At 65.2% G+C, this 20,112-nt stretch carries 18 protein-coding genes; 2 read left to right on the top strand and 16 right to left on the bottom strand.

The features are described from left to right. Positions 1 to 226 precede the first annotated feature (226 nt). From J2R80_RS10600 to J2R80_RS10560, 9 genes are all read right to left on the bottom strand, one after another. Positions 227 to 853, bottom strand: coding sequence for a glutathione S-transferase family protein (locus J2R80_RS10600; protein WP_253588721.1), 627 nt, complete (start codon positions 851 to 853; stop codon positions 227 to 229). A 150-nt stretch (positions 854 to 1,003) separates the two neighbouring features. Beyond that, positions 1,004 to 1,597: an N-acetyltransferase gene (locus J2R80_RS10595; RefSeq protein ID WP_057019444.1), complete on the bottom strand. Its 594-nt coding sequence runs from the start codon at positions 1,595 to 1,597 to the stop codon at positions 1,004 to 1,006. Between the two features lie 209 nt (positions 1,598 to 1,806). Continuing rightward, positions 1,807 to 2,064, bottom strand: coding sequence for a hypothetical protein (locus J2R80_RS10590; RefSeq protein ID WP_168858992.1), 258 nt, complete (start codon positions 2,062 to 2,064; stop codon positions 1,807 to 1,809). A 746-nt stretch (positions 2,065 to 2,810) separates the two neighbouring features. Continuing rightward, a complete protein-coding gene (locus J2R80_RS10585; protein WP_253638524.1) occupies positions 2,811 to 5,255 on the bottom strand; it encodes a penicillin acylase family protein in 2,445 nt (814 codons plus the stop codon). 208 nt (positions 5,256 to 5,463) lie between these two features. Continuing rightward, positions 5,464 to 6,966, bottom strand: coding sequence for a glycerol kinase GlpK (glpK, locus tag J2R80_RS10580; RefSeq protein WP_076830963.1), 1,503 nt, complete (start codon positions 6,964 to 6,966; stop codon positions 5,464 to 5,466). Positions 6,967 to 7,127: 161 nt separating this feature from the next. Next, complete coding sequence (locus J2R80_RS10575; protein WP_229191985.1) at positions 7,128 to 7,964, bottom strand: IS5 family transposase; 837 nt, start codon at positions 7,962 to 7,964, stop codon at positions 7,128 to 7,130. 316 nt (positions 7,965 to 8,280) lie between these two features. Then, positions 8,281 to 9,270, bottom strand: a complete 990-nt coding sequence (locus tag J2R80_RS10570; protein ID WP_253638523.1) for an SGNH/GDSL hydrolase family protein — start codon at positions 9,268 to 9,270, stop codon at positions 8,281 to 8,283. Between the two features lie 13 nt (positions 9,271 to 9,283). Then, on the bottom strand, positions 9,284 to 10,066 hold the full coding sequence (locus tag J2R80_RS10565; protein ID WP_141339786.1) for an SGNH/GDSL hydrolase family protein: 783 nt from the start codon (positions 10,064 to 10,066) through the stop codon (positions 9,284 to 9,286). Beyond that, a complete protein-coding gene (locus J2R80_RS10560; protein ID WP_076830969.1) occupies positions 10,063 to 11,322 on the bottom strand; it encodes an OpgC domain-containing protein in 1,260 nt (419 codons plus the stop codon). The genes J2R80_RS10565 and J2R80_RS10560 overlap by 4 nt, the downstream gene beginning before the upstream one ends. A 287-nt stretch (positions 11,323 to 11,609) precedes the next feature. On the opposite strand from J2R80_RS10560, the gene apaG reads away from it, so the two are divergent. Further along, on the top strand, positions 11,610 to 12,008 hold the full coding sequence (apaG, locus tag J2R80_RS10555) for a Co2+/Mg2+ efflux protein ApaG (protein WP_076830971.1): 399 nt from the start codon (positions 11,610 to 11,612) through the stop codon (positions 12,006 to 12,008). Between the two features lie 109 nt (positions 12,009 to 12,117). On the opposite strand, the gene J2R80_RS10550 is transcribed toward apaG, so the two are convergent. The 3 genes from J2R80_RS10550 to J2R80_RS10540 form a co-directional block, all read right to left on the bottom strand. Beyond that, complete coding sequence (locus J2R80_RS10550) at positions 12,118 to 13,119, bottom strand: Hsp33 family molecular chaperone (protein ID WP_076830974.1); 1,002 nt, start codon at positions 13,117 to 13,119, stop codon at positions 12,118 to 12,120. A gap of 221 nt (positions 13,120 to 13,340) precedes the next feature. Then, positions 13,341 to 14,267 carry an ornithine carbamoyltransferase gene (argF, locus tag J2R80_RS10545; protein ID WP_253638522.1) on the bottom strand — a complete coding sequence of 309 codons (927 nt, stop codon included), beginning with the start codon at positions 14,265 to 14,267 and terminating at the stop codon, positions 13,341 to 13,343. After that, positions 14,264 to 15,475 (bottom strand): aspartate aminotransferase family protein, encoded by a 1,212-nt coding sequence (locus tag J2R80_RS10540; RefSeq protein ID WP_253638521.1) that lies wholly within the window; start codon positions 15,473 to 15,475, stop codon positions 14,264 to 14,266. Before J2R80_RS10540 ends, argF begins: the two co-directional genes overlap by 4 nt. Positions 15,476 to 15,962: 487 nt before the next feature. Between J2R80_RS10540 and J2R80_RS10535 the strand changes: the two genes are divergently transcribed. Then, positions 15,963 to 16,475 carry a GcrA family cell cycle regulator gene (locus J2R80_RS10535; RefSeq protein ID WP_076830977.1) on the top strand — a complete coding sequence of 171 codons (513 nt, stop codon included), beginning with the start codon at positions 15,963 to 15,965 and terminating at the stop codon, positions 16,473 to 16,475. Between the two features lie 295 nt (positions 16,476 to 16,770). Here the strand turns inward: J2R80_RS10535 and phoB are convergent, their stop codons facing one another. From phoB to pstA, 4 genes are all read right to left on the bottom strand, one after another. Beyond that, on the bottom strand, positions 16,771 to 17,481 hold the full coding sequence (gene phoB, locus J2R80_RS10530) for a phosphate regulon transcriptional regulator PhoB (RefSeq protein ID WP_016844067.1): 711 nt from the start codon (positions 17,479 to 17,481) through the stop codon (positions 16,771 to 16,773). Between the two features lie 145 nt (positions 17,482 to 17,626). Next, positions 17,627 to 18,343 carry a phosphate signaling complex protein PhoU gene (phoU, locus tag J2R80_RS10525; protein ID WP_016844066.1) on the bottom strand — a complete coding sequence of 239 codons (717 nt, stop codon included), beginning with the start codon at positions 18,341 to 18,343 and terminating at the stop codon, positions 17,627 to 17,629. Positions 18,344 to 18,449: 106 nt separating this feature from the next. Further along, positions 18,450 to 19,268, bottom strand: a complete 819-nt coding sequence (gene pstB, locus J2R80_RS10520) for a phosphate ABC transporter ATP-binding protein PstB (RefSeq protein ID WP_074131128.1) — start codon at positions 19,266 to 19,268, stop codon at positions 18,450 to 18,452. After that, positions 19,265 to 20,110, bottom strand: a complete 846-nt coding sequence (gene pstA / locus J2R80_RS10515) for a phosphate ABC transporter permease PstA (RefSeq protein WP_050386784.1) — start codon at positions 20,108 to 20,110, stop codon at positions 19,265 to 19,267. Before pstA ends, pstB begins: the two co-directional genes overlap by 4 nt. Positions 20,111 to 20,112 lie beyond the last annotated feature (2 nt).

Here is a 20,112-nt window from a genome sequence, read left to right as displayed (position 1 = left end):
CCAGCAATGGGTAGCCCGAAGCGCGCGCCTCGGGGTCGCGGGCGAGTGCGTGGCGTTGCTGAGGGAGATTGGCGGGCGCGCCGCAAACACAACCGTCGTCCCCGCGAAAGCACGCGAAGCAGGGACGACAGCAAATGTGTGGTGCCGCTTGTGAGTCATAATCATGCGTTCTCGCGACATCCGCGCGCGAGGGGTACACGCCAATCAGCGTGGGTCGCGCCATCCACTAACCGCTCGGCGGCGCCAGCGGCTGCACGATCTCCTGGAACGGCGGCAGCGCCTCGCAGCACGCGGCGTGGGCCTCGAGCGCCGGATAGCGCGCGTCGAACAGATGCGGATGCGCCTCGCCGGTGAAGCGCAGCGCGCAGGCCACCGCGACGTCGGCATGACCGATGCGATTGCCCAGCCAGTACGGCGTCGGCACCGCCGCGCGCTCCTGCTCCAGCACCGCGAGCACGCCCGCGATCTGCGCCTCGCAGCGCTCGACCCAGAGCTTCAACTGCTCCTTGCGCAACACGCGCTCATAGACAAGGCTCACCGCCTTGTCGGCAAGCCCGGTCGCCAGCGCCGTGATGCGCAGATGCTTGCGCCGCTCGGCGCCTGAGCGCGCGATCATCGCCTTGTCCGGCCCGACCAGCTCGTCGAGATAATCCAGGATCGCACTACTCTCGATCAGCGCCTCGCCGTCATCGAGCACCAGCGTCGGCACCCGCCGCACCGGATTGTAGGCCGCAACCTTCTCCGCATCGCCGAAGGTCGACCACGGCTTGTGCTCGAACGGCAATCCATAGAGCCGCAGCGCGATCGCGGTCCGACGGACAAAGGGCGAGTCGTACTGGCCGATCAAAAACATCTGTCATCTCGTCGGTCATGCCGCAGCAAGCCGCCTCGAAAACAGAGATTTCGAAGTGTGCGAATGCCGGGGACAAAGGTTGCACTTTGCACCATCGTAGATGGGCCGCGCCGCATTGCAACCGGATCCTGATCCGGTCCGTTAGGCGAGCTACCCAATCACCGGCACGTGCCTCGCCGCATCGCGCGGCAATTTGCCGTCGAGCCTCGGATCATCCGCCACCTCGATCTGCCGCAGGAACGGACGGAAGCCGGAGCGCTGGTAGAACGCGACGGCCGAGGGATGATCGAAGGTGCAGGTGTGCACCCAGACGCGGCTGACGTCGCGCGACCAGGCGATCTCGAGCGCGCGGTTCATCAGGAAGCGCGCGGCGCCGGTGCCGATGAATTTTGCGGTGACGCCGAAATACAGCAGCTGGCATTCGCCGGCCACGCTGAAATCGAGTTCGAGCAGGCCCTCATCCTGGCCGTCGACGGCCAGCCCGTAGAGCTCGTTGCCGGGGGCGTGGATCCTCGAGGCGAGATCGGAATCATCGAGCCCGGTGCGGGTGAACCACAGCCACTCCTCGCCGACCCGGCGATAGATATCGCGATACCAGTCGAGCGCGGGCGGATCGACCTTGCGCAGGCGCCACGCGCCGGGCGGGTCGACGCGCAGCGGCGGACGCGCGGTCATTTCCAGATGGGTGACGACGGCAGCGATCTTGCCGTGGGGGATGTCGGAGTAACCATCGGGCAGCAGCATCGCGCGACCTCTGTTTGCAGGCTGTCGGCGGGACATAACCGCACGTCGCCGCAGATGCAATGCAACGCTGCACGCAATGCCTGGTCAGGAGAAGAAGAGGTAACCCGCCGCATCCGCCGCTGCTCATTCGAGCGGCCAGGTCCAACGAGCGGGATAAACCAGTTTGAACGCGCTTTGAGGGAGGGCCCCCCAGGCCCTCCCGTACCCGGTTAGTTGCCGACCCAAACGTTGCCGTTCGCGTCGAAATCGTTCTTCGGGTTGTAGCCGGACTCGCGAAGACTCCGCATGCGCATCGCGCGGTCGCTGACATCGCCATTGAGACTGGCGTTGGCATTGAGCACGGCAGGACTCAGTGCGGTACCCATCACGAGACGCTGGTGGGTCCGGTGTTGTGCCGTGCGTGCATCGGCGAGTGCCGCCGTGGACAGACAAACAACTGCGATCGAAACAAGAATAGTTTTCGTCATGGTCAGCTCCTGTGAAGTAACCAGCTGAGCTTTCAATCGCTTCCAGAAAATGCGTGCTCGCGCCGGATGTGAGAACCGTCACAGGCCGGCGGCGATCACGATCGGTCAGACTAACAGGCAGAAGCCAACGCTTCTTGGACGCCCGCGCACAGTGTTGCGGGAAGTCCGTGCGCAAATCGCAAACGTCAACTTGTAGTGATCCAGATGCGCCGCCGCGTTGATGGCACGAAGTGAATAGTGGCTGGCCGCCGCAGTCCGCGTCGGCATTCGCATGGATGAATCCAGGGTCGCGCTTCCGCTTTCAGGAGAAGCAGGAAAAGTGAGCGCGGTGCTCGCCACACGTTTGACGTCGTCCCGGCGAAGGCCGGGACCCGTTACCACAGGACTAGGTTGTTGAACGACGCTGCTGCGGCCCCAACATCGCAGGACAATTGGCATTCGTGGTTATGGGTCCCGGCCTTCGCCGGGACGACGGCGGAGTTTGTGGCGCAGCCGATGAGACGCACTCGCTCCCTCATCTCGGCGTCAGCTGATCGCGTCCGCGGTTGCGGCTACAGTGTGCCGAACACTCGGTGTCGTCCGGCGAAGGCCGGGACCCATTACCACAGAGTTGGGTTGTTAAGGCACGCTGTGGCCCCAGCACCGCAAAGCAATCGGCATTGGTGGTTATGGGTCCCGGCTTTCGCCTGGCTTTCGCCGGGACGACGTTGGAGTTTGTGGCGCAGCCGGTGAGACGTACTCGCCCCTCACCTCGGCGTCAGCGTGATCGCGTCAGCGGTTGCAGCTTCCACGGCGCCGCGGCTGTAGAGCAGCGGCACGTACTGGCCCGTCGCCCATAGCGGCGCGAGGTCGCGGTAGTGGCCGCTGAAGGGATCGCCGGATTGGCCCGGCGTGTTGACGGCGCGGCTCGCATCCCAATTGCCGACATCGAGCACCATGCGGAATGAAGCGCCGGAGATCAGATGATAGTCGGAGCGGCGATAGGTGGCGGCGCGCGGCACGTTGGCGGCGCCGCCAAAGGCGAGCGGGCCGACCTGCATCTGCGCCGCGGTCGCCTTGTCGGCGAGCGGCATCAGCGCGTGATTGAATTGCGCGACATGCAGCCGGCCCCAGCGCCAGGTCGACGCATCGGGACCGAGCTTGTCGGCAACATCGGTGACCGCCTCGCCGAGGCTGTCGCGCAGCACGCGGTCGCGCTCGCCTGAGGGATCGCTGCCGAGCGCCGCGTCCGGCTTTTCGAGATAGCCGACAATGGCTGAGATGCTGGAGGCCTCCGGCGCGATCAGCTCGGCCGCCTTCGGCGCGGTGGTCTTGAGCAGCACCGGGCCGAGATGGTTTGCGATCCACACCTCATAGACCGCGGCGGCCGCGCTATCGGCCGCATCACGCGCATCCCACGCCTTGAGCAGATCGAGGCCCTTCCTGACGTTCGCATCATCCGACGTGAGCGGCTTCAGCAGCGCGACGAGGCGCCGCGCGAGCATGCCGGTGTCGTCGTTCTGCAGCGCCATCGCGTCCGCCAGCGTCACCTTGCTGTTGGCCTGCAGCACCTCGGTGATGCGCTGCCAGCGCGCGCTGTCGGCCCATTCGAATCCGACCCTGCGCTCACCCACCGGATAATCCGCCGGCAGGTTCATCTGGTTGGCGGTGGCGATGAAACCCTGCTTCGGCTGGTACAGCTTCGGCAATTCGTCGAGCGACAGAAAGCCCTGCCACTCGTAGCGGCCGTCGCCGGGCACCGGCATCAGGCCGTCGAAACTGGCTCGGCGCGGCGTCTTGCCGGCGGCGACCCAGCCGATATTGCCTGACGTGTCGGCATAGACCTGGTTCTCCGACGGCGCGCCCCAGCGCCGCATCGCGCCGAGGAAGCCGTTCCAATTCTTCGCCGTCATGTAGTCGGACGAGCCGAAATAGGCCGAGGTGCCCGGCTCGAACCAGATCGAGCGCACGGCGAACGCATGCTTCTTGTCGGCGTCGACGAAGATCACCGGGCCGTGGCGGGTGAACCTCAGCTCGAGGTCGCGGTCGGCCTCGCCCTTCACCGCTTCCTTCTCATGCACGATCCGCATGTCCTCCCAGCCGCTGCCGTAGCGGTACTGGTTCGGATTGTCGGGGTTGAGCTCGTAGACGTAGAGGTCTTCCTGATCGACGTTGAAGATGGTCAGCCCGAACGCGATGGTGTCGTTGTGGCCGATCGAGATGCCCGGCAGCGCCGGCTCGCCGGCGCCGATCACGGGGATGCCGGGCGCGTTGAGGCCGACGATGTAGCGCAGCGACGGCACCGAGTGCTCGCGATGCGGATCGTTGGCGAGGATCGGACGTCCGGTCGCGGTGCGCGATGCCGCGATCACCCAGTTGTTGGAGCCGATGGTGTCGCGCTGCTGGTCGGCCTCGGCGAGGTAGGTGTCGGGATCATGCGCCAGCGCCGCCTTCTGGTCCTTCGGCGCGGCGAACTTCACCGGCCGCGTGGCAAGATCGTAGGCGGCGAGCACCGCCTTCGGCACGCTGCAGGGATCGAGCCCATCGGGGATCCTGGTGGTCCAGGTGGGCTCCAGCTTGACGCGGAAACGATCGGCATCGAGGCCGGCAGCGCAGGCGACCCGCGAGCGCTTCACCTCGGAGGCGACGTTGCGGGTCAGGCCATGGCTGCGGACGCGCACGACATCCTCTGCCGACCACAAATCCGGCATCGTGCCTGCGATCCTGAACTCGATCGGCAGCGCGCGCTTGCCCGCCTGGACGTCGGCGACATAGGCGTTGACGCCGGCGACGAACGCCTCCGCATAGGATTTCGCCTTCGGGCCATAGGCGGCCCATTCCGCATTCATGTCGCCGCGATAGAGGAACAGGCGCAGCGCCTTGTCCTGCTCGGCATAGGCAGGGCCGAAATCCTTCGCCAAGAGGCCGAGCCCGCGCTTGCGCCAGAGATCGATCTGCCAGAGCCGATCGCGCGCGGCGTTGAAGCCCTGCAGGAAGAACAGGTCGTGCTCGTTGCCGGCATAGATGTGCGGGATGCCCCAGACATCGACCAGGATCTGCCCCGGCGCGTTCAGCCCGGCGACGTCGGTCTTGACCTCGCGCGCCGCGACGAGCGGGCTCGGCTTCTCACGCGCGGTGGCGGGAGCGGCAAGTATTGCGGCGCAAAGTGCGGCAGTCAGTAGCTTGGTGACGCGGTTAAGATCCGTGTTCATGTTGTTCTCCGATGGTTGTTATTGATTGTTGCGCACACTTGGCGAGATTGAGCGGCAGCCGCAGCGGCGCCGCTTGCGAGACTCTTGGTGAGGAGAGAGCCCCCACCCGTAGCGCATCTGACGATGCGCTACGACCTAAGAGCGAGCTTCGCTCGTCTCGACCCCGCAAGCGGGAGAGGTGGAGAAACATCGCGGCGACACCGCTCCCCTACTCCCCCTCGTCGCTCGCCAGCACGCCCTTCACGGCGCGGGCCCAGCCGGCGAGCTTGCGCTCGCGCGTCGCCTGGCTCATCGCCGGCCTGAAGCGGTGCTCGAGCCGCCAATTGTCGGCGAACTTGGCGGGCTCCGGATAGACGCCGGCATCGAGGCCGGCGAGATAGGCGGCCCCTAACGCCGTGGTCTCCTGGATCATCGGGCGGTCGACCGGCGCGTTGAGCAGATCGGCGAGCCGCTGCATGGTCCAGTCCGAGGCGGTCATGCCGCCGTCGACGCGCAGCACGGTGTTGGCGGCGTTGGCCTCCGGCCAGTCGGTGCGCATCGCGGCCCACAGATCGAAGGTCTGGTAGCACACGCTCTCCAGCGTCGCATGCGCGAGCTCGGCCGGGCCGGTGTTGCGGGTGAGCCCGAACAGCGCGCCGCGCACGCGCGGATTCCAGTACGGCGCGCCCATGCCGACGAAGGCGGGCACCAAATAGACGCTCTGCATGGAGTCCGATTTGTCGGCAAGCGGTCCGGTCTCGGCGGCGTGCTTGATGATGCCGAGCCCGTCGCGCAGCCACTGCACCGCGCTGCCGGCGACGAAGATCGAGCCCTCGAGCGCGTAGGTGCGCTGGCCGCCGAGCTGGTAGGCGATGGTGGTGAGCAGCTTGTTCTTCGAGGCCACCGGCGTGGTGCCGGTGTTGAGCAGCGCGAAGCAGCCGGTGCCGTAGGTCGACTTCATCATGCCGGGCTCGAAGCAGGCTTGGCCGATGGTCGCGGCCTGCTGGTCGCCGGCAATCCCGGAGATCGCGATCGGGCCGCCGAACAAGTCCGCCGTGCTCTCGCCGAACCGGGCGGAGGAATCCTTCACCTCGGGAAGCATCGAGCGCGGTACGCGCAGCAGCCTGATGAGGTCATCGTCCCAGGCGCCGGTATGGATGTTGAACAGCAGCGTGCGCGAGGCGTTGGTGGCGTCGGTGGCGTGGACTCTCCCGCCGGTGAGCCGCCACAGCAGATAGCAGTCGACGGTGCCGAACAAGAGTTCGCCGCGCTCGGCGCGCTCGCGCGCGCCCGGCACGTGATCGAGGATCCAGGCGACTTTGGTGCCGGAGAAATAGGGATCGATGATCAGACCGGTCTTGGCCGAAATCACCGACTCATGGCCCTCGGCCTTGAGTTTTGCGCAGATGTCGGCGGTGCGGCGGTCCTGCCAGACGATGGCGCGGTGCACGGCCTGTCCGGTGGCGCGGTCCCACACCACGGTGGTCTCGCGCTGGTTGGTGATGCCGATCGCGGCGATGTCCTTCGCCTTGAGGCCGGCCTTCTCCAGCGCCTCGCGGCACACCATCACGGTCGAGGTCCAGATGTCCTCCGGCTCGTGCTCGACCCAGCCGGAGGCGGGGAAATGCTGCGGAAACTCCTGCTGCGCGACGGCGGCGATGGAGATGTCGCCGCGAAACACCATGGCGCGCGACGATGTGGTGCCCTGATCGATGGCCAGCACGAAAGACATGAGCGTTTCCCTTAAAGAGCTTCATTCCGAGAGGGATCGGTGCAGGCGTCAAGGGAGCGGATTACCGCGGCGAGGTCAAGATTGGTGGTGAGTGCCGAGATGGTCGAGGCAAGAGTCCGCGAGGGTATCAGTCCCGTCATCCTGAGAGTCTGACTCATAAATCACCCAACCTTAGCTGCAGCCGCGAGTCTGCGGGTCAGGAGCCTGATGTGTGCAATCAGCAGCCAGGCAGCTTCGGTTGCCACCGTCGCCTCGAAGTCCTTGGCGAGGCGGCGGCATCTGCCGAACCAAGCGAATGTGCGTTCAACCACCCACCGCCTCGGCAGAAGCTGGAAGCCTTTGACGCCTTGAGGCCGCTCGACGATCTCGACAGTCCATGGACCGCAGTCTGAGAGCGCGTCGAGGAGTTGATTTCCGCGGTAGATCCGGTCGGCAAAGACGTGGCGCAGCCGGGGGAAGTTCATCCGCACGTTCTTCAGCAGCGGTACGGCGCCATGGCAGTCCTGAACGTTGGCGGGATGAACATGAACCCCAAGGAGGAGGCCATTGGTATCCGTCACAATGTGCCGCTTGCGGCCGTAGATGCGCTTGCCTGCATCGTAGCCGCGCGGTCCACCAGCTTGGGTGGTTGGCGCACTTTGACTGTCGATCACGGCTGCCGTCGGCTTCGGTGTCCGTCCAAGCTTTTTTCGCGCCCGTCGGACAAGCACGCTGACAATCCTCTGCCACCGGCCTGTATCCCGCCATTTATAAAAATAGCCCTGCACCGTCGAATAGGGCGGGAACTCCTGCGGCAACGCCCGCCACTGGCAGCCGGTCGAAACGATATAGAGGATCGCTTCGATCACACGACGCAGCTCCGTCTTACGCGGCCGGCCGCGCCGGTTCGCTCGCGGCAACAGGCGTCTGATCACCGCCCACTCCGCATCGGTCATATCGCTTGCATAACGCAGATCGTCCCGCCGATATTGCTCCCGAGTGATCTTGGTCCAGGGCATCGTGCTCTCCCTCGAATCTTTGCAAATCCGATGGAATCACACCCCACTGAGATCACTCACCCATTTTTCAGTCAGGCTCTGAGGTGCGAGCGGAGCGAGCCTCGAAGGATGCACGGCCCCCCAAGTCGGGCCGTCGACCCTTCGAGGGCCGCTGAAGAAGCGGCCACCTCAGGGTGACGGTGATGGAAATGAGCGCACCGCCTCAACCGTCATTGCGAGGAGCGAAGCGACGAAGCAATCCATCCATCAGCGCAAACGGACGAATGGATTGCCTCGCTTCGCTCGCAATGACGGTTGGAGCGGCCGGGCAGCCCGATCACATCGGCCGGTAGGTCCGCACATCGGCGGGGACGTTGACGCCGATCTTGATCGCGCCGACCGAGCGGATGATGTCGTCGCCGAGCAGCTGGGCGAAGCAGGCATAGCCCCAGTCGTTCATGTGCAGGCCGTCGGCGATGACGAAATCGGTGATCGGGATCGCCTGTTTCTCGTGCCAGTCGCGCATCACCTCGAAGCGCGGGAAGATGCCGACATGACGCAGGGCGGCGATGCGGCCGAGCAGCTTCACCATGCCGCGCGCGCTTTCGGGGCGCTCGGTGACGCGCGGCGAATATTGCGGATCGACCAGCACGACGTCGGCGCCGGACGCCTGAAGGCGCGCCACGCCGTCCTCGACCTGCCTGGCGGTCTCGGTCGGATCGAGGTTGCGCAGCACCGCGTTGGTGCCGACCTGCCAGATCACCATGTCGGGATGGACGTCGATCACTTCGGTCTGCAGCCGCTTCATCATCTCGGGCGCGTCCTCGCCGCCCTTGCCGCGATTGAGCACGGTGATGTCGGCGGACGGATACTGCCGGCGCAACTGTCCGGCGAGCCGGTTCGGATAGGTGAATTCCGGCGCCGACGAACCATAGCCCTGGGTCGAGGACGAGCCGAATGCGATGATGACGACCGGCTTGCCGGCGGCGAGCTTGGCCGCGACATGCGGCAGCGAACCGGTGCTGTTCGGCACGCCCTTGGGCTGCTGACAGGGCACGCGGTGGAAGATGTCGCTGGCGGATTTCGCGGCCTGCTTCACCCTGTCGAACGCCTTCGCGGCGACGCCGGGTTGCGGCGGATTGGTCGCATCGGCCGTCGCAGCGGGCTGCGTTGCATCAGGCTTTGCGGCCTCGGTCTTGCCGTCGGACGAAAGCGCTGCATGCTGGTCGGTCTGCGCGCGCGACGGCACAACCGCGAGCAGCGTCAGCACCGCAACGGCACAGAGACCTCGCCCTGCGGAAGCGCGAAAAGGGAACGCAAAACGCATTTACTCTGCTTCCTTAATTCTGCTGCACCGGGCCCAGATGGGCCGCATCGATCACGAATTTCGCCAGTGCGCGGCCGAGACAGGCATGAACCTTCTTGGCCAGATCGACACCGTGCGAGGTGCTGAACAGGTCAAAATATCCGGCGTCGCTCCACTGCTTCATAATCGCGAACCGGTCGAACAGCGGAACGTCGTGCTGCTGCGCCACCACCTTCATGTTGTCGAGATAGGGCGGTGCAGAGATCATCGTCTCCGTACGCGGGCTGTATTGCAGATTGACCAGCACCACGTCGGTCCCGGCGTCCCGCAACGCAACAACGCCTTCGTTGATGGCGGTACGGAAATCGTCGGGATCGATTGCTCGCATAGCATCGACGGTTCCGGTCTGCCAGATAACCAAAGTAGGCTTTTTTGCTTCAACAAGCTTAACAAGAGTTCCCGCGGTCTCCTCGGCGGTGCTCTTTCCCTGTAATTCTACGGATAGATCGATCGTCGACGACGGCAACGCTTCCTTCAGCGCCGCCTGCAGCGTGGCCGGATAGGCGCTCGCCTCGTTGCCCTGGATGGTCGAGGAGCGGCTGCCGACCACCAGCACGTTGAGCGGCCGGTTGGACTTGATGGCGTCGGTGACCTTGGGCAGCGAGCTCTCGCTCGTAAGCAGATAGGCGGGCACGTCGCAGGGCGGCGGCGGGGGCGGCTCCGCGGTGTCGCCGGCGCACGCGGGCGCCGCCGCCAAACCGGCCGTCAGGCAGGCTGCGAGCAGCGTCAGGCCCAGCATCGTCCGCGCGGACTTCATGCTCCCCCTCCCGCCAGATCGGCGTTGCCGGCGGCGCCTTTTTTCGAGGCGCCTTTGTCGGCGGAGTGCTTGTACCACGAAATGATCCACGCCATGCCGCACATGATGAGGATGCCGCAGACGCTGATCAAGGCGTGCAGTGCGGCACCGCCAGATACTTCGGCAAGCACGAAGTGACCGGCGAAGGCGAGGAAGACCCCGAGGCAGAATATCTCAAGCGAATGCTGGCCACACAGGATCAAAGGTCGCAGCCAGGGCGATTTCAGCCCCGGCCAGTCCTTGGGCAGGAAGCGCACGGTGAGCGCGGCGAGCGCCAGGAAGTGCGCGAACCGCAACACGTCCAGGTCGGTCTTGTTGATCGGATACATCCATTGCTCGATCACCTTCGGCATGATGTGGCCGAGCTGCGGCACGTACCAGGTCAGGGTCACGAAGAACGCCGCGACCAGATAGACGATGCAGATCCACATCGTGATGTTCGACGACAGGATCCGCGACATCCGCCGCGCCCCGCCGAGCGCGCACCAGGCGCCGAACACGAACAGCAATTGCCAGGCGAACGGATTGAACGCCCAGAAGCCGTTCGGATAGGCCGAGAGATAAAGGTCGAACTGCCAGGTCAGCGCGTAGAGCACGACCGAGAGACCGAGCGTGACGTCGGGCTTCCATTTCATCAGCCACAGGATCAGCGGCAGGAACAGCATCAGCACGATATAGAGCGGCAGCACGTCCATGTTGACCGGACGGAAGCGCAGCAGCAGCGCCTGGACGATGGTGACGTCGGGCTGCTTGAGGAAGTCCATGATCCCCATTTCCTCGCTGTAGAGCGGGTTCTCGAACGAGGTCGCGACATAGGAGATCTCGGCGAGGAAGATCGTGAACAGGAAGACGTGCGCGACGTAGATCTGCCAGACCCGGCGCAGGATGCGCGCGGTCGCGATCACGAAGCCGCCCTCCAGCATCGCGCGGCCGTAGACGAAGGCCGCGGTGTAGCCGGAGATGAAGATGAAGATCTCGGTGGCGTCGGAGAAGCCGTAATTGCGGATCGTCAGCCAGGTCAGAAGATTGGTCGGCAGATGATCGATGAAGATCAGCCACAGCGCGAGCCCGCGGAACAGATCGAGGCGGAGCTCGCGCTCGCCGGTCGCCGGCAGCGTGATCGCGGGCGCAGCAACCTTCGCCTCGGCCTCTGCCTTTACTTCGGCCTTGACGTCAGCCACCGGCGAACCGGCTATGGGATCGGCAATCGAGCTCATCAAACACCGTGTCGGCCGCGGACGCCCCGCACGCCGTGCTGAAAAGATAATATCGGTCCGCGAGTTGCCGACAAAGCACGGAGTGCGGCGGCATGCGGCCGCGCTTTAGAGCGGAACTATGTTGAAACCGCGATGAACGGGCCGCCCCAAATCCGGCTTTCCAAGCCCGCCCTTTCGCGGCCTGGCAGGCGATTGGTTCCGGCGGTTCAATTGGCTATGATAGCGCCCTGTTTGAGCATGATCCGGTCGAAAACGGACCATGCGCCAGGACCATCGGATTGAGCCGCATGTACCGCGCCGTTACCCGCCAGATCGAAGTCACCGTCGAGCCGAACTTCATGCCGGAGCGCTCGTCGGTCGACCGGCGCGAATATTTCTGGTCGTACAAGATCGTGATCGTCAATTCGGGCCCGGATACGGTGCAGCTGCGGACGCGGCACTGGATCATCACCGACGCCACCGGCCGCCGCCAGGAGGTGCGCGGCGAGGGCGTGGTCGGCGAGCAGCCGGTGCTCGCGCCCGGCGAACGCTTCGAATACACCAGCGGCGTGCCGCTGCCGACCGCCTCCGGATTCATGACCGGCAGCTATCAGATGGTCACCGAAGCCGGCGAGCGCTTCGACATCGACGTGCCGACATTTTCGCTGGACAGCCCGAGCCCGGGCGGCAAAAGGGTGCTGAACTGACGCCTGCGTAGCCCGGATGGAGCGAAGCGCAATCCGGGGCAGGTGCATCCGCGGTTGGAGCGGCCCCGGATTTCGCTGCGCTTCATCCGGGCTACGATGACGAACGCGTCTACTCCACGCCGGCTTCCTGCGGCGTGAATTCATACACCGACGAGCAGAACTCGCAGGTCACGACGACCTTGCCGTCCTTGACCATCTCGGCGCGGTCGTTCGGCGCAAAGCTCTTCAGCATCGACGACACCGCGTCGCGCGAGCAGGAGCACTGCGCGCGCAGCGTTTGCGGGTTGAAGACACGCACGCCACGTTCGTGGAACAGGCGATAGAGCAGCCGCTCGCCGGACAGATCGGGATCGATCAGCTCGACGTCCTCGACGGTCGAGATCAGCGACTGGCCCTCGACCCAGGCGTCATCGTCCGGCACGCTATGCGTGGCCGTGCCTTCCGGCGCATCGCCGGGATGCAGATCGGCCTGCTTGGCGCGCTCGGGCGCCTTGGGCAGGAATTGCAGCAGGATGCCGCCGGCACGCCAGTGCAGCTTGCCGCCCTCGCCGCCGCGCATCTCCTCGCCGACCGCAAGCCGCACCCGCGTCGGAATCTGCTCCGAGCGCAGGAAATATTCGTGGGCCGCCTCTTCCAGGCCGCCGCCGTCGAGCGCGACCAGTCCCTGGTAGCGGCTGGTGTTGGAGCCCTGATCGATGGTCATCGCAAGGTGGCCCTTGCCGAGCAGCTCGCCCGAGCTCTGGCCATTCTTGAGGCGCGATGCGTCGTAGCGCGCATAGGCGCGCAGCCGGTCGGGCGCCTGGAAATCCACGATCAGGAGCGAGACCGGACCTTCGGTCCGGGTCTGCAGGATGAAGCGGCCCTCGAACTTGACCGACGAGCCGAGCAGCGTGGTCAGCACGATCGCCTCGCCGAGCAGCTTGCCGACCGCGGGCGGATAATCGTGCTTGTGCAGGATCTCGTCGAGCGCGGGGCCGAGCCGGGTCAGCCGGCCGCGCAGGTCCAGCGCGCCGACCTCGAATGCCAGCACGGCATCGTCGACCGGAACCGCTGAGGGCGCGCGAACCGGCGCCTCGGGCGTGATTTTGATGTCGGGGGATTGTGAAACCATGGCGCTCTATCTGGGGTCTCGGACCATGAAATAAAGGGGTTCACTAACGCGGATGTTTCCGTCGTCCCTGCGAAAGCATGCGAAAGCAGGGACCCATAACCACCGATGTGAGTTGCTTGCATCAAGCTGGTGCCCCAGCCTTCGCAACAATTGACAGCGATGGTTATGGGTCCGGGGTCGCGCTTCGCTTGCCCGGGACGACAACGCTTACTGATCTCCGACTACGCGACCGCGTCGAAACACCAGGTCAGAATGCCCTTCTGCGCATGCAGGCGGTTTTCCGCCTCGTCGAACACCACGGATTGCGGCCCGTCGATCACCTCGTCGGTGACCTCCTCGCCGCGATGCGCGGGCAGGCAGTGCATGAACAGTGCGTCCGGCTTGGCGAGCGACATCAGCTTGGCATTGACCTGATAGGGCCGCAGCACGTTGTGGCGGTGCTCGCCCTCCTTGTCGCCCATCGACACCCAGGTGTCGGTGACGACGCAGTCGGCGCCGCGCACGGCGGCTTCCGGATCGGTGCCGAGCATGATCGGCGCGCCGGTCGCCTTGATCCAGTCGCGCATCGGCTTCTTCGGCGACAGCTCCGGCGGGGTCGCGACATTGAGCTGGAACTTGAACCGCTCGGCGGCATGCGCCCAGGAGGCCAGCACGTTGTTGTCGTCGCCGGTCCAGGCCACGGTCTTGCCCTCGATCGAGCCGCGGTTTTCCTCATAGGTCATGAGGTCGGCCATCACCTGGCAGGGATGCGAACGCCGGGTCAGGCCGTTGATGACGGGAACGGTGGCGTGAGCCGCGAGCTCGAGCAGCGCGTCATGGTTGAGGATGCGGATCATGATCGCATCGACATAGCGCGACAGCACGCGCGCGGTGTCGGCGATGGTCTCGCCGCGGCCGAGCTGCATCTCGGCGCCGGTCAGCATGATGGATTCACCGCCGAGCTGGCGCATGCCCACGTCGAACGACACCCTTGTGCGGGTCGACGGGCGCTCGAAGATCATCGCCAGCGTCTTGCCTTCGAGCGGCTTCCTGCCCTTCTCATGCGCCTTCAGCTTCGCCTTCATGGCGGCTCCGGCGGACAGCATGTTGCGCAGTTCGCCGAGCGGCAGCTCGTTGATATCGAGGAAGTGACGGACCGGCTTGCTCATTGTCCAGCCGCCTTCTTCGGCTGCGCCACCGACAATGTCGCGCAGGCGCGCTCGAGCGCGGTGATCGACTGGTCGATCTCGGACTCGGTCACGATCAGCGGCGCCAGGAACCGCACCACATTGTCGCCTGCGCCGACGGTGAGCAGCTTCTCGCTGCGCAGCGCTGCGATCAGGTCGCCCGACGGCACCACGGCCTTGACGCCGATCAACAGCCCCTCGCCGCGTACCTCCGACAGCACGCCGGGATAGCGGTCGACGACGGAGGCGAGCTTCTGCTTGAGCAGCAGCGACATCTTCTGCACATGCTCGAAGAAGCCGGGTTTCAGCATGACGTCGAGCACGGCATTGGCGGCGGCGACCGCGAGCGGATTGCCGCCGAAGGTCGAGCCGTGCGAGCCGGGCGCCATGCCGGCCGCGGCCTGCGCGGTCGCCAGCACCGCGCCGATCGGGAAACCGCCCCCGAGCGCCTTGGCCAGCGACATCACGTCCGGCGTGACGCCGGTGCGCTTGTAGGCGAACAGCTCGCCGGTTCGGCCCATGCCGGTCTGCACCTCGTCGAAGGCGAGCAGCAGGCCGTGCTCGTCGCACAGCGCGCGCAGTGCCTTGAAGAACGCCTGTGGCGCCGAGCGCACGCCGCCCTCGCCCTGCACCGGCTCGATCAGGATGCCGGCGGTGTGCGGACCGATCGCCTTCTTCACCGCGTCGATGTCGCCATGCGGCACCTGGTCGAAGCCGTCCATCGGCGGGCCGAAGCCCTCGAGATATTTCGCCGAGCCGGTCGCCGCCAGCGTGCCCAGCGTGCGGCCGTGGAAGGCGCCCTCGAAGGTGATGATGCGGTAGCGCTCGCCATGGCCCTTGGAGAAGTGATAGTGGCGGACCAGCTTGATCACGCCCTCCATCGCTTCAGCGCCGGAATTGCAGAAGAACACGAAGTCGGCAAAGCTCTGCTCGCACAGCCGCGCGGCAAGCACCTCGCCGTCCGGGCTCTTGAACAGGTTCGACATGTGCCAGAGCTTGGTCGCCTGTTCCTGCAGCGCCTTGACGAGATGCGGATGCGCGTGCCCGAGCGCGTTGACCGCGACGCCCGAGGTGAAATCGAGATAGCGGTCGCCGTTGGTTGCGATCAGCCAGGCGCCCTCACCGCGCTCGAAACCGAGATCGACCCTGGCGAAGACGGGGAGCAGATGCGACGTGGCAGCGTTGGTCATGACGATCACTGACGGTTTTTAAGCCGACAATTGCCGCGCGCCTTGACGCCAGCGCAGCAACGGCCAGCTTCGGAAAACAAAACGGCCGCCTTTGCGGGCGGCACGTGGCGGGCATTCTATGCTGCGGTCGGTAAGTGTCAATCGCCACGAAGTGGCCTTCCTGCAATGCGAAACGAGCGCAATCCGGAGCATTCCGGTGCGGTGGAAAAGCCTCATCGCGATGCTTAACTGTGTGGGAACATGTGGACGCACGACCGCGGACTCTTGCGCCAGAGTCACGCCATATTGTAGCGTTTGGCCTGTCGGGTACGACATCTCGTGCGGCGGTACTGGACCCTCTAAGTAGCCTTTGTGTCTCGCGTAAACGTTCGGGCGCAACACCGTGCCCGGCGAGGGCTAAGGGATTCTGGCCGCAGGGATATTTGTCCAGATTGGCTCGCAGCGCCGCTCCAATGATTGGCCGGCGCTACGCGAAGGGAAGAATGCGATGACTGTATTGACCTGGTCCGACGATCGCGTCGAGCAGCTGAAGAAACTCTGGGAGTCCGGCCTGTCGGCCAGCCAGATCGCGGCGGAACTTGGCAATGTGACGCGAAACGCCGTGATCGGCAAAGTGCATCGGCTCGGCCTCTCCGGCCGCGCCAAGGCACCCTCCACGGCCGCGCCGCGGCAGCGCAAGGCCCGCCCCGCCCAGCACATGATGCGGGTGGCGCGCCCGGTCTCGCGCGGCAACACCGCGCTGGCGCACGCCTTCGAGGCCGAGATGGAGCCCGATCCGATCTCCTACGACAATGTGGTGCCGATGAGCCAGCGGCTGTCGCTGCTCGAGCTCAACGAGGCCACCTGTCACTGGCCGGTCGGCGATCCCTCGAGCCCGGAATTCTTCTTCTGCGGCGGCAAAGCGCTCGGCGGCCTGCCCTATTGCGCGCATCACTCGCGCGTCGCCTACCAGCCCGCCGCCGATCGCCGCCGGCCGTCGGCGAAACCGCAGATCAAGTGAGCACTCGGGAAAACGACGGAAGACCTCAAAGACAAATCCCCGCGAAAGCGGGGATTTTTTTGTGTGACGCAGCCCGGATGGAGCCAACGGGGCGCTCGTTCGCGCGACCCGTCGGCTCCATCCGGGCTACCGCTACATCACCGGCCTCGTCCCGGCGCAGGCCGGGACCCATAACCACGAATGGGTGTTGTTAGAAAGCCGTCTGGCCGCGTGCCGATTGCGCTGGCCGCGGCGTATGGGTCCCGGCTTTCGCCGGGACGACGCCGTGTTGCGGTTTATGAATGCCGCATGGCCGTTACGGCTGCGGCTCGGCCTTGGCAAAGCGGTCGTCGAGCGCGTAGCCGGCGCCGCGCACAGTGCGGATCGGATCCTGCTCGCGGCCCGGATTGAGCAGCTTGCGCAGGCGGCCGATATGCACGTCGACGGTGCGCTCATCGATGTAGATGTCGCGGCCCCAGACGCTGTCGAGCAATTGCTCGCGGCTGAACACGCGGCCGGGATGCTCGAGGAAGAATTCGAGCAGGCGATACTCGGTCGGCCCGAGATCGATCGGACGGCCCGAGCGCGCCACGCGGCGCTTCTCGCGGTCGAGCTCGATGTCGCCGTAGGTCAGCACGGTCGCAAGCCGCTCCGGGCTGGCGCGGCGCAAGAGGCCCTTCACCCGCGCCAGCAGCTCCGGCACCGAGAACGGCTTGACGATGTAATCGTCGGCGCCGGTGGCAAGCCCGCGCACGCGCTCGCTTTCCTCGCCGCGCGCGGTCAGCATGATGATCGGAAGCTGCTTGGTCTCGGGCCGCGCCCGCAGGCGGCGGCACAGTTCGATGCCGGACAGGCCCGGCAGCATCCAGTCCAGCACCACGAGGTCGGGGACGCGCTCCTTCAGCCTTGTATCCGCATCGTCGCCGCGCCCCACCGTCTCGACATCGTAGCCTTCCGCATCGAGATTGTAGCGCAACAGCGTCGTCAGCGCTTCCTCGTCTTCGACTACCAGAATGCGTGCGCTCATCGGTTTAAGTTCTTTCTCTGTGGTGATCCGTTGCCCAGACGCAAACCGAAACGCTTACTTCCTTGAGCATAGTCCCCGCGGAAACGATTTGTCGCGAGGATCGTCCAGTTTCGCTCTTGCCGGTTCCGTGCTTGCCGATCATGCCTCAGTTGCCCGGCACCGTGGTGGCAAAAGTGGTCATGTCGCCCTTCGGGCGCTTGTCGGTGATCTGCTGGCCCTCGATCATGTAGAACACGGTCTCGGCGATATTGGTGGCGTGATCGCCGATCCGCTCGATGTTCTTGGCGCAGAACATCAGATGGATGCAGAACGAGATGTTGCGCGGATCTTCCATCATGTAGGTGAGCAGTTCGCGGAACAGCGAGGTGCAGATCGCATCGACCTCCTCGTCGCCCTTCCAGACGTTCATCGCCGCCGGCAGGTCGTGCGCGGCATAGGCGTCGAGCACCGACTTGACCTGCGACAGCACGAGGTCGGTCATGTGCTCGAGGCCGCGGATCAACTTCAGCGGCTGGAAATCGCTCTCCAGCGCCGCGACGCGCTTGCCCATGTTCTTGGCGAGGTCGCCGATCCGCTCGAGATCAGTGGCGACGCGCATCGCGCTGACGATCTCACGCAGGTCGATCGCCATCGGCTGGCGGCGCGCGATCGTCAGCACCGCGCGCTCTTCGATGTTGCGCTGCAGATTGTCGATCTCGATGTCGGCGGCGACCACGCGCTTGCCGAGCGCGACGTCGCGACGGATCAGCGCGTCGACCGACTCGGTAATCATTCGTTCGACCAGGCCGCCCATCTCGGCGACCAGGCGGGTCAACTCCTGCAGGTCGCTGTCGAATGCCTTGGCGGTATGTTCAGAAGCCATCGCTTGTCTCCCTCAACCATGATCCCGGGGATCATGGCTTCGTGTCCTGAATTTTAGCATGACCTGATCGGAAAACCGGTTTCCACTTTTCCGGATCATGCGCCGGTCAACCGAACCGGCCGGTGATGTAGTCCTGGGTGCGCCGATCGCTCGGTGAGGTGAAGATCTTGTTGGTGTCGTCGAACTCGATCAGCTCGCCGAGATACATGAAGGCGGTCTTGTCGGAGACGCGCGCCGCCTGCTGCATGTTGTGGGTGACGATCGCGATCGTGTAGTCCTCGGAGAGTTCCTGGATCAGCTCCTCGACCTTGGCGGTCGAGATCGGGTCGAGCGCCGAGCACGGCTCGTCGAACAGGATCACCTCGGGGCGCACCGCCACGGTGCGTGCGATGCACAGGCGCTGCTGCTGGCCGCCGGAGAGCGACAGGCCGGAGGCGTTCAGCTTGTCCTTGACCTCGTTCCACAGCGCGCCGCCGCGCAGCGCCTTCTCGACCCGGTCGTCCATCTCGGACTTCGAGATCTTCTCATAGAGGCGGATGCCGAAGGCGATGTTCTCGTAGATCGTCATCGGGAACGGCGTCGGCTTCTGGAACACCATGCCGACCCGCGCGCGCAGCAAGTTGAGGTCGAGCTTGGGGTCGAGAATGTTGGTCTGGTCCAGCATCAGCTGGCCGACCGCGCGCTGACCCGGATACAGGTCGTACATCCGGTTGAAAATGCGCAGCAGGGTCGACTTGCCGCAGCCGGACGGGCCGATGAACGCCGTGACGCGGTTGGTGCCGAGCGTCAGGTTGATGTTCTTCAGCGCGTGGTGCTCGCCGTAATAGAAGTTGAGGTTGCGCACCGTGACTTTCGGCGGCGCTTCCGGCAGCGGAACCTGGGGAATGTGGCCTGCGGCAGTCGTGGAGACGGAAAGCTCGGTCATTTTGCGGCCCTTTCGGCACCAAGGATACGCGCGCCGATATTCAACGCGAGCACGGTGAATGTGATGAGCAGCGCGCCGCTCCACGCCAGCTCTTTCCAGTAGGCGTAGGGGCTCTGCACGAAGTTGTTGATGGTCACTGGCAGGTTGGCCATCGTCTTGGTCAGATCCAGGCTGAAGAACTGGTTCGACAGCGCGGTGAACAGCAGCGGCGCGGTCTCGCCGGCGACGCGGGCGGTCGCCAGCAGCACACCGGTGATCAGACCCGATCGCGCGGCACGATAAGCGATCCGCTTGATCACCAGCGAACGCGGCAGGCCGAGCGCGGAGGCGGCCTCGCGCAGCGGATTGGGCACCAAGAGCAGCATGTCCTCGGTGGTGCGCAGCACGACCGGGATCACGATCACCGCGAGCGCAAGGCTGCCTGCGATCGCCGAGAAGCCGCGCATCGGCACCACCACCGCACCATAGATGAACAGGCCGATGATGATCGACGGCGCGCTGAGCAGGATGTCGTTGATGAAGCGGATCACCGAGGTCAGCTTGTCGTGCTTGCCGTATTCGGCGAGGTAGGTGCCGGCGAACAGGCCAAGCGGCGCGCCGATGCCGACGCCGATCACGGTCATGATGACCGAGCCGACGATGGCGTTGAGCAAGCCGCCTTCGGTCGAGCCGGGCGGCGGCGTGTTCTGGGTGAACAGCTGCACGCTGAGGCCGGCAAGGCCGTTATAGAGCAGCGTGATCAGGATCAGCGCCAGCCAGGTGACGCCGAACAGCGCCGCGCCGACACAGAGTGCGCGGATGACGATGTCGCTGCGGCGGCGGGATTTGTAGATCGGGTTCATGG

The sequence above is a fragment of the Bradyrhizobium sp. USDA 4541 genome (genome assembly GCF_024171085.1).
GTDB classification, from domain to species: domain Bacteria; phylum Pseudomonadota; class Alphaproteobacteria; order Rhizobiales; family Xanthobacteraceae; genus Bradyrhizobium; species Bradyrhizobium australafricanum.
This window is presented reverse-complemented; position numbering and strand designations above follow the sequence as displayed.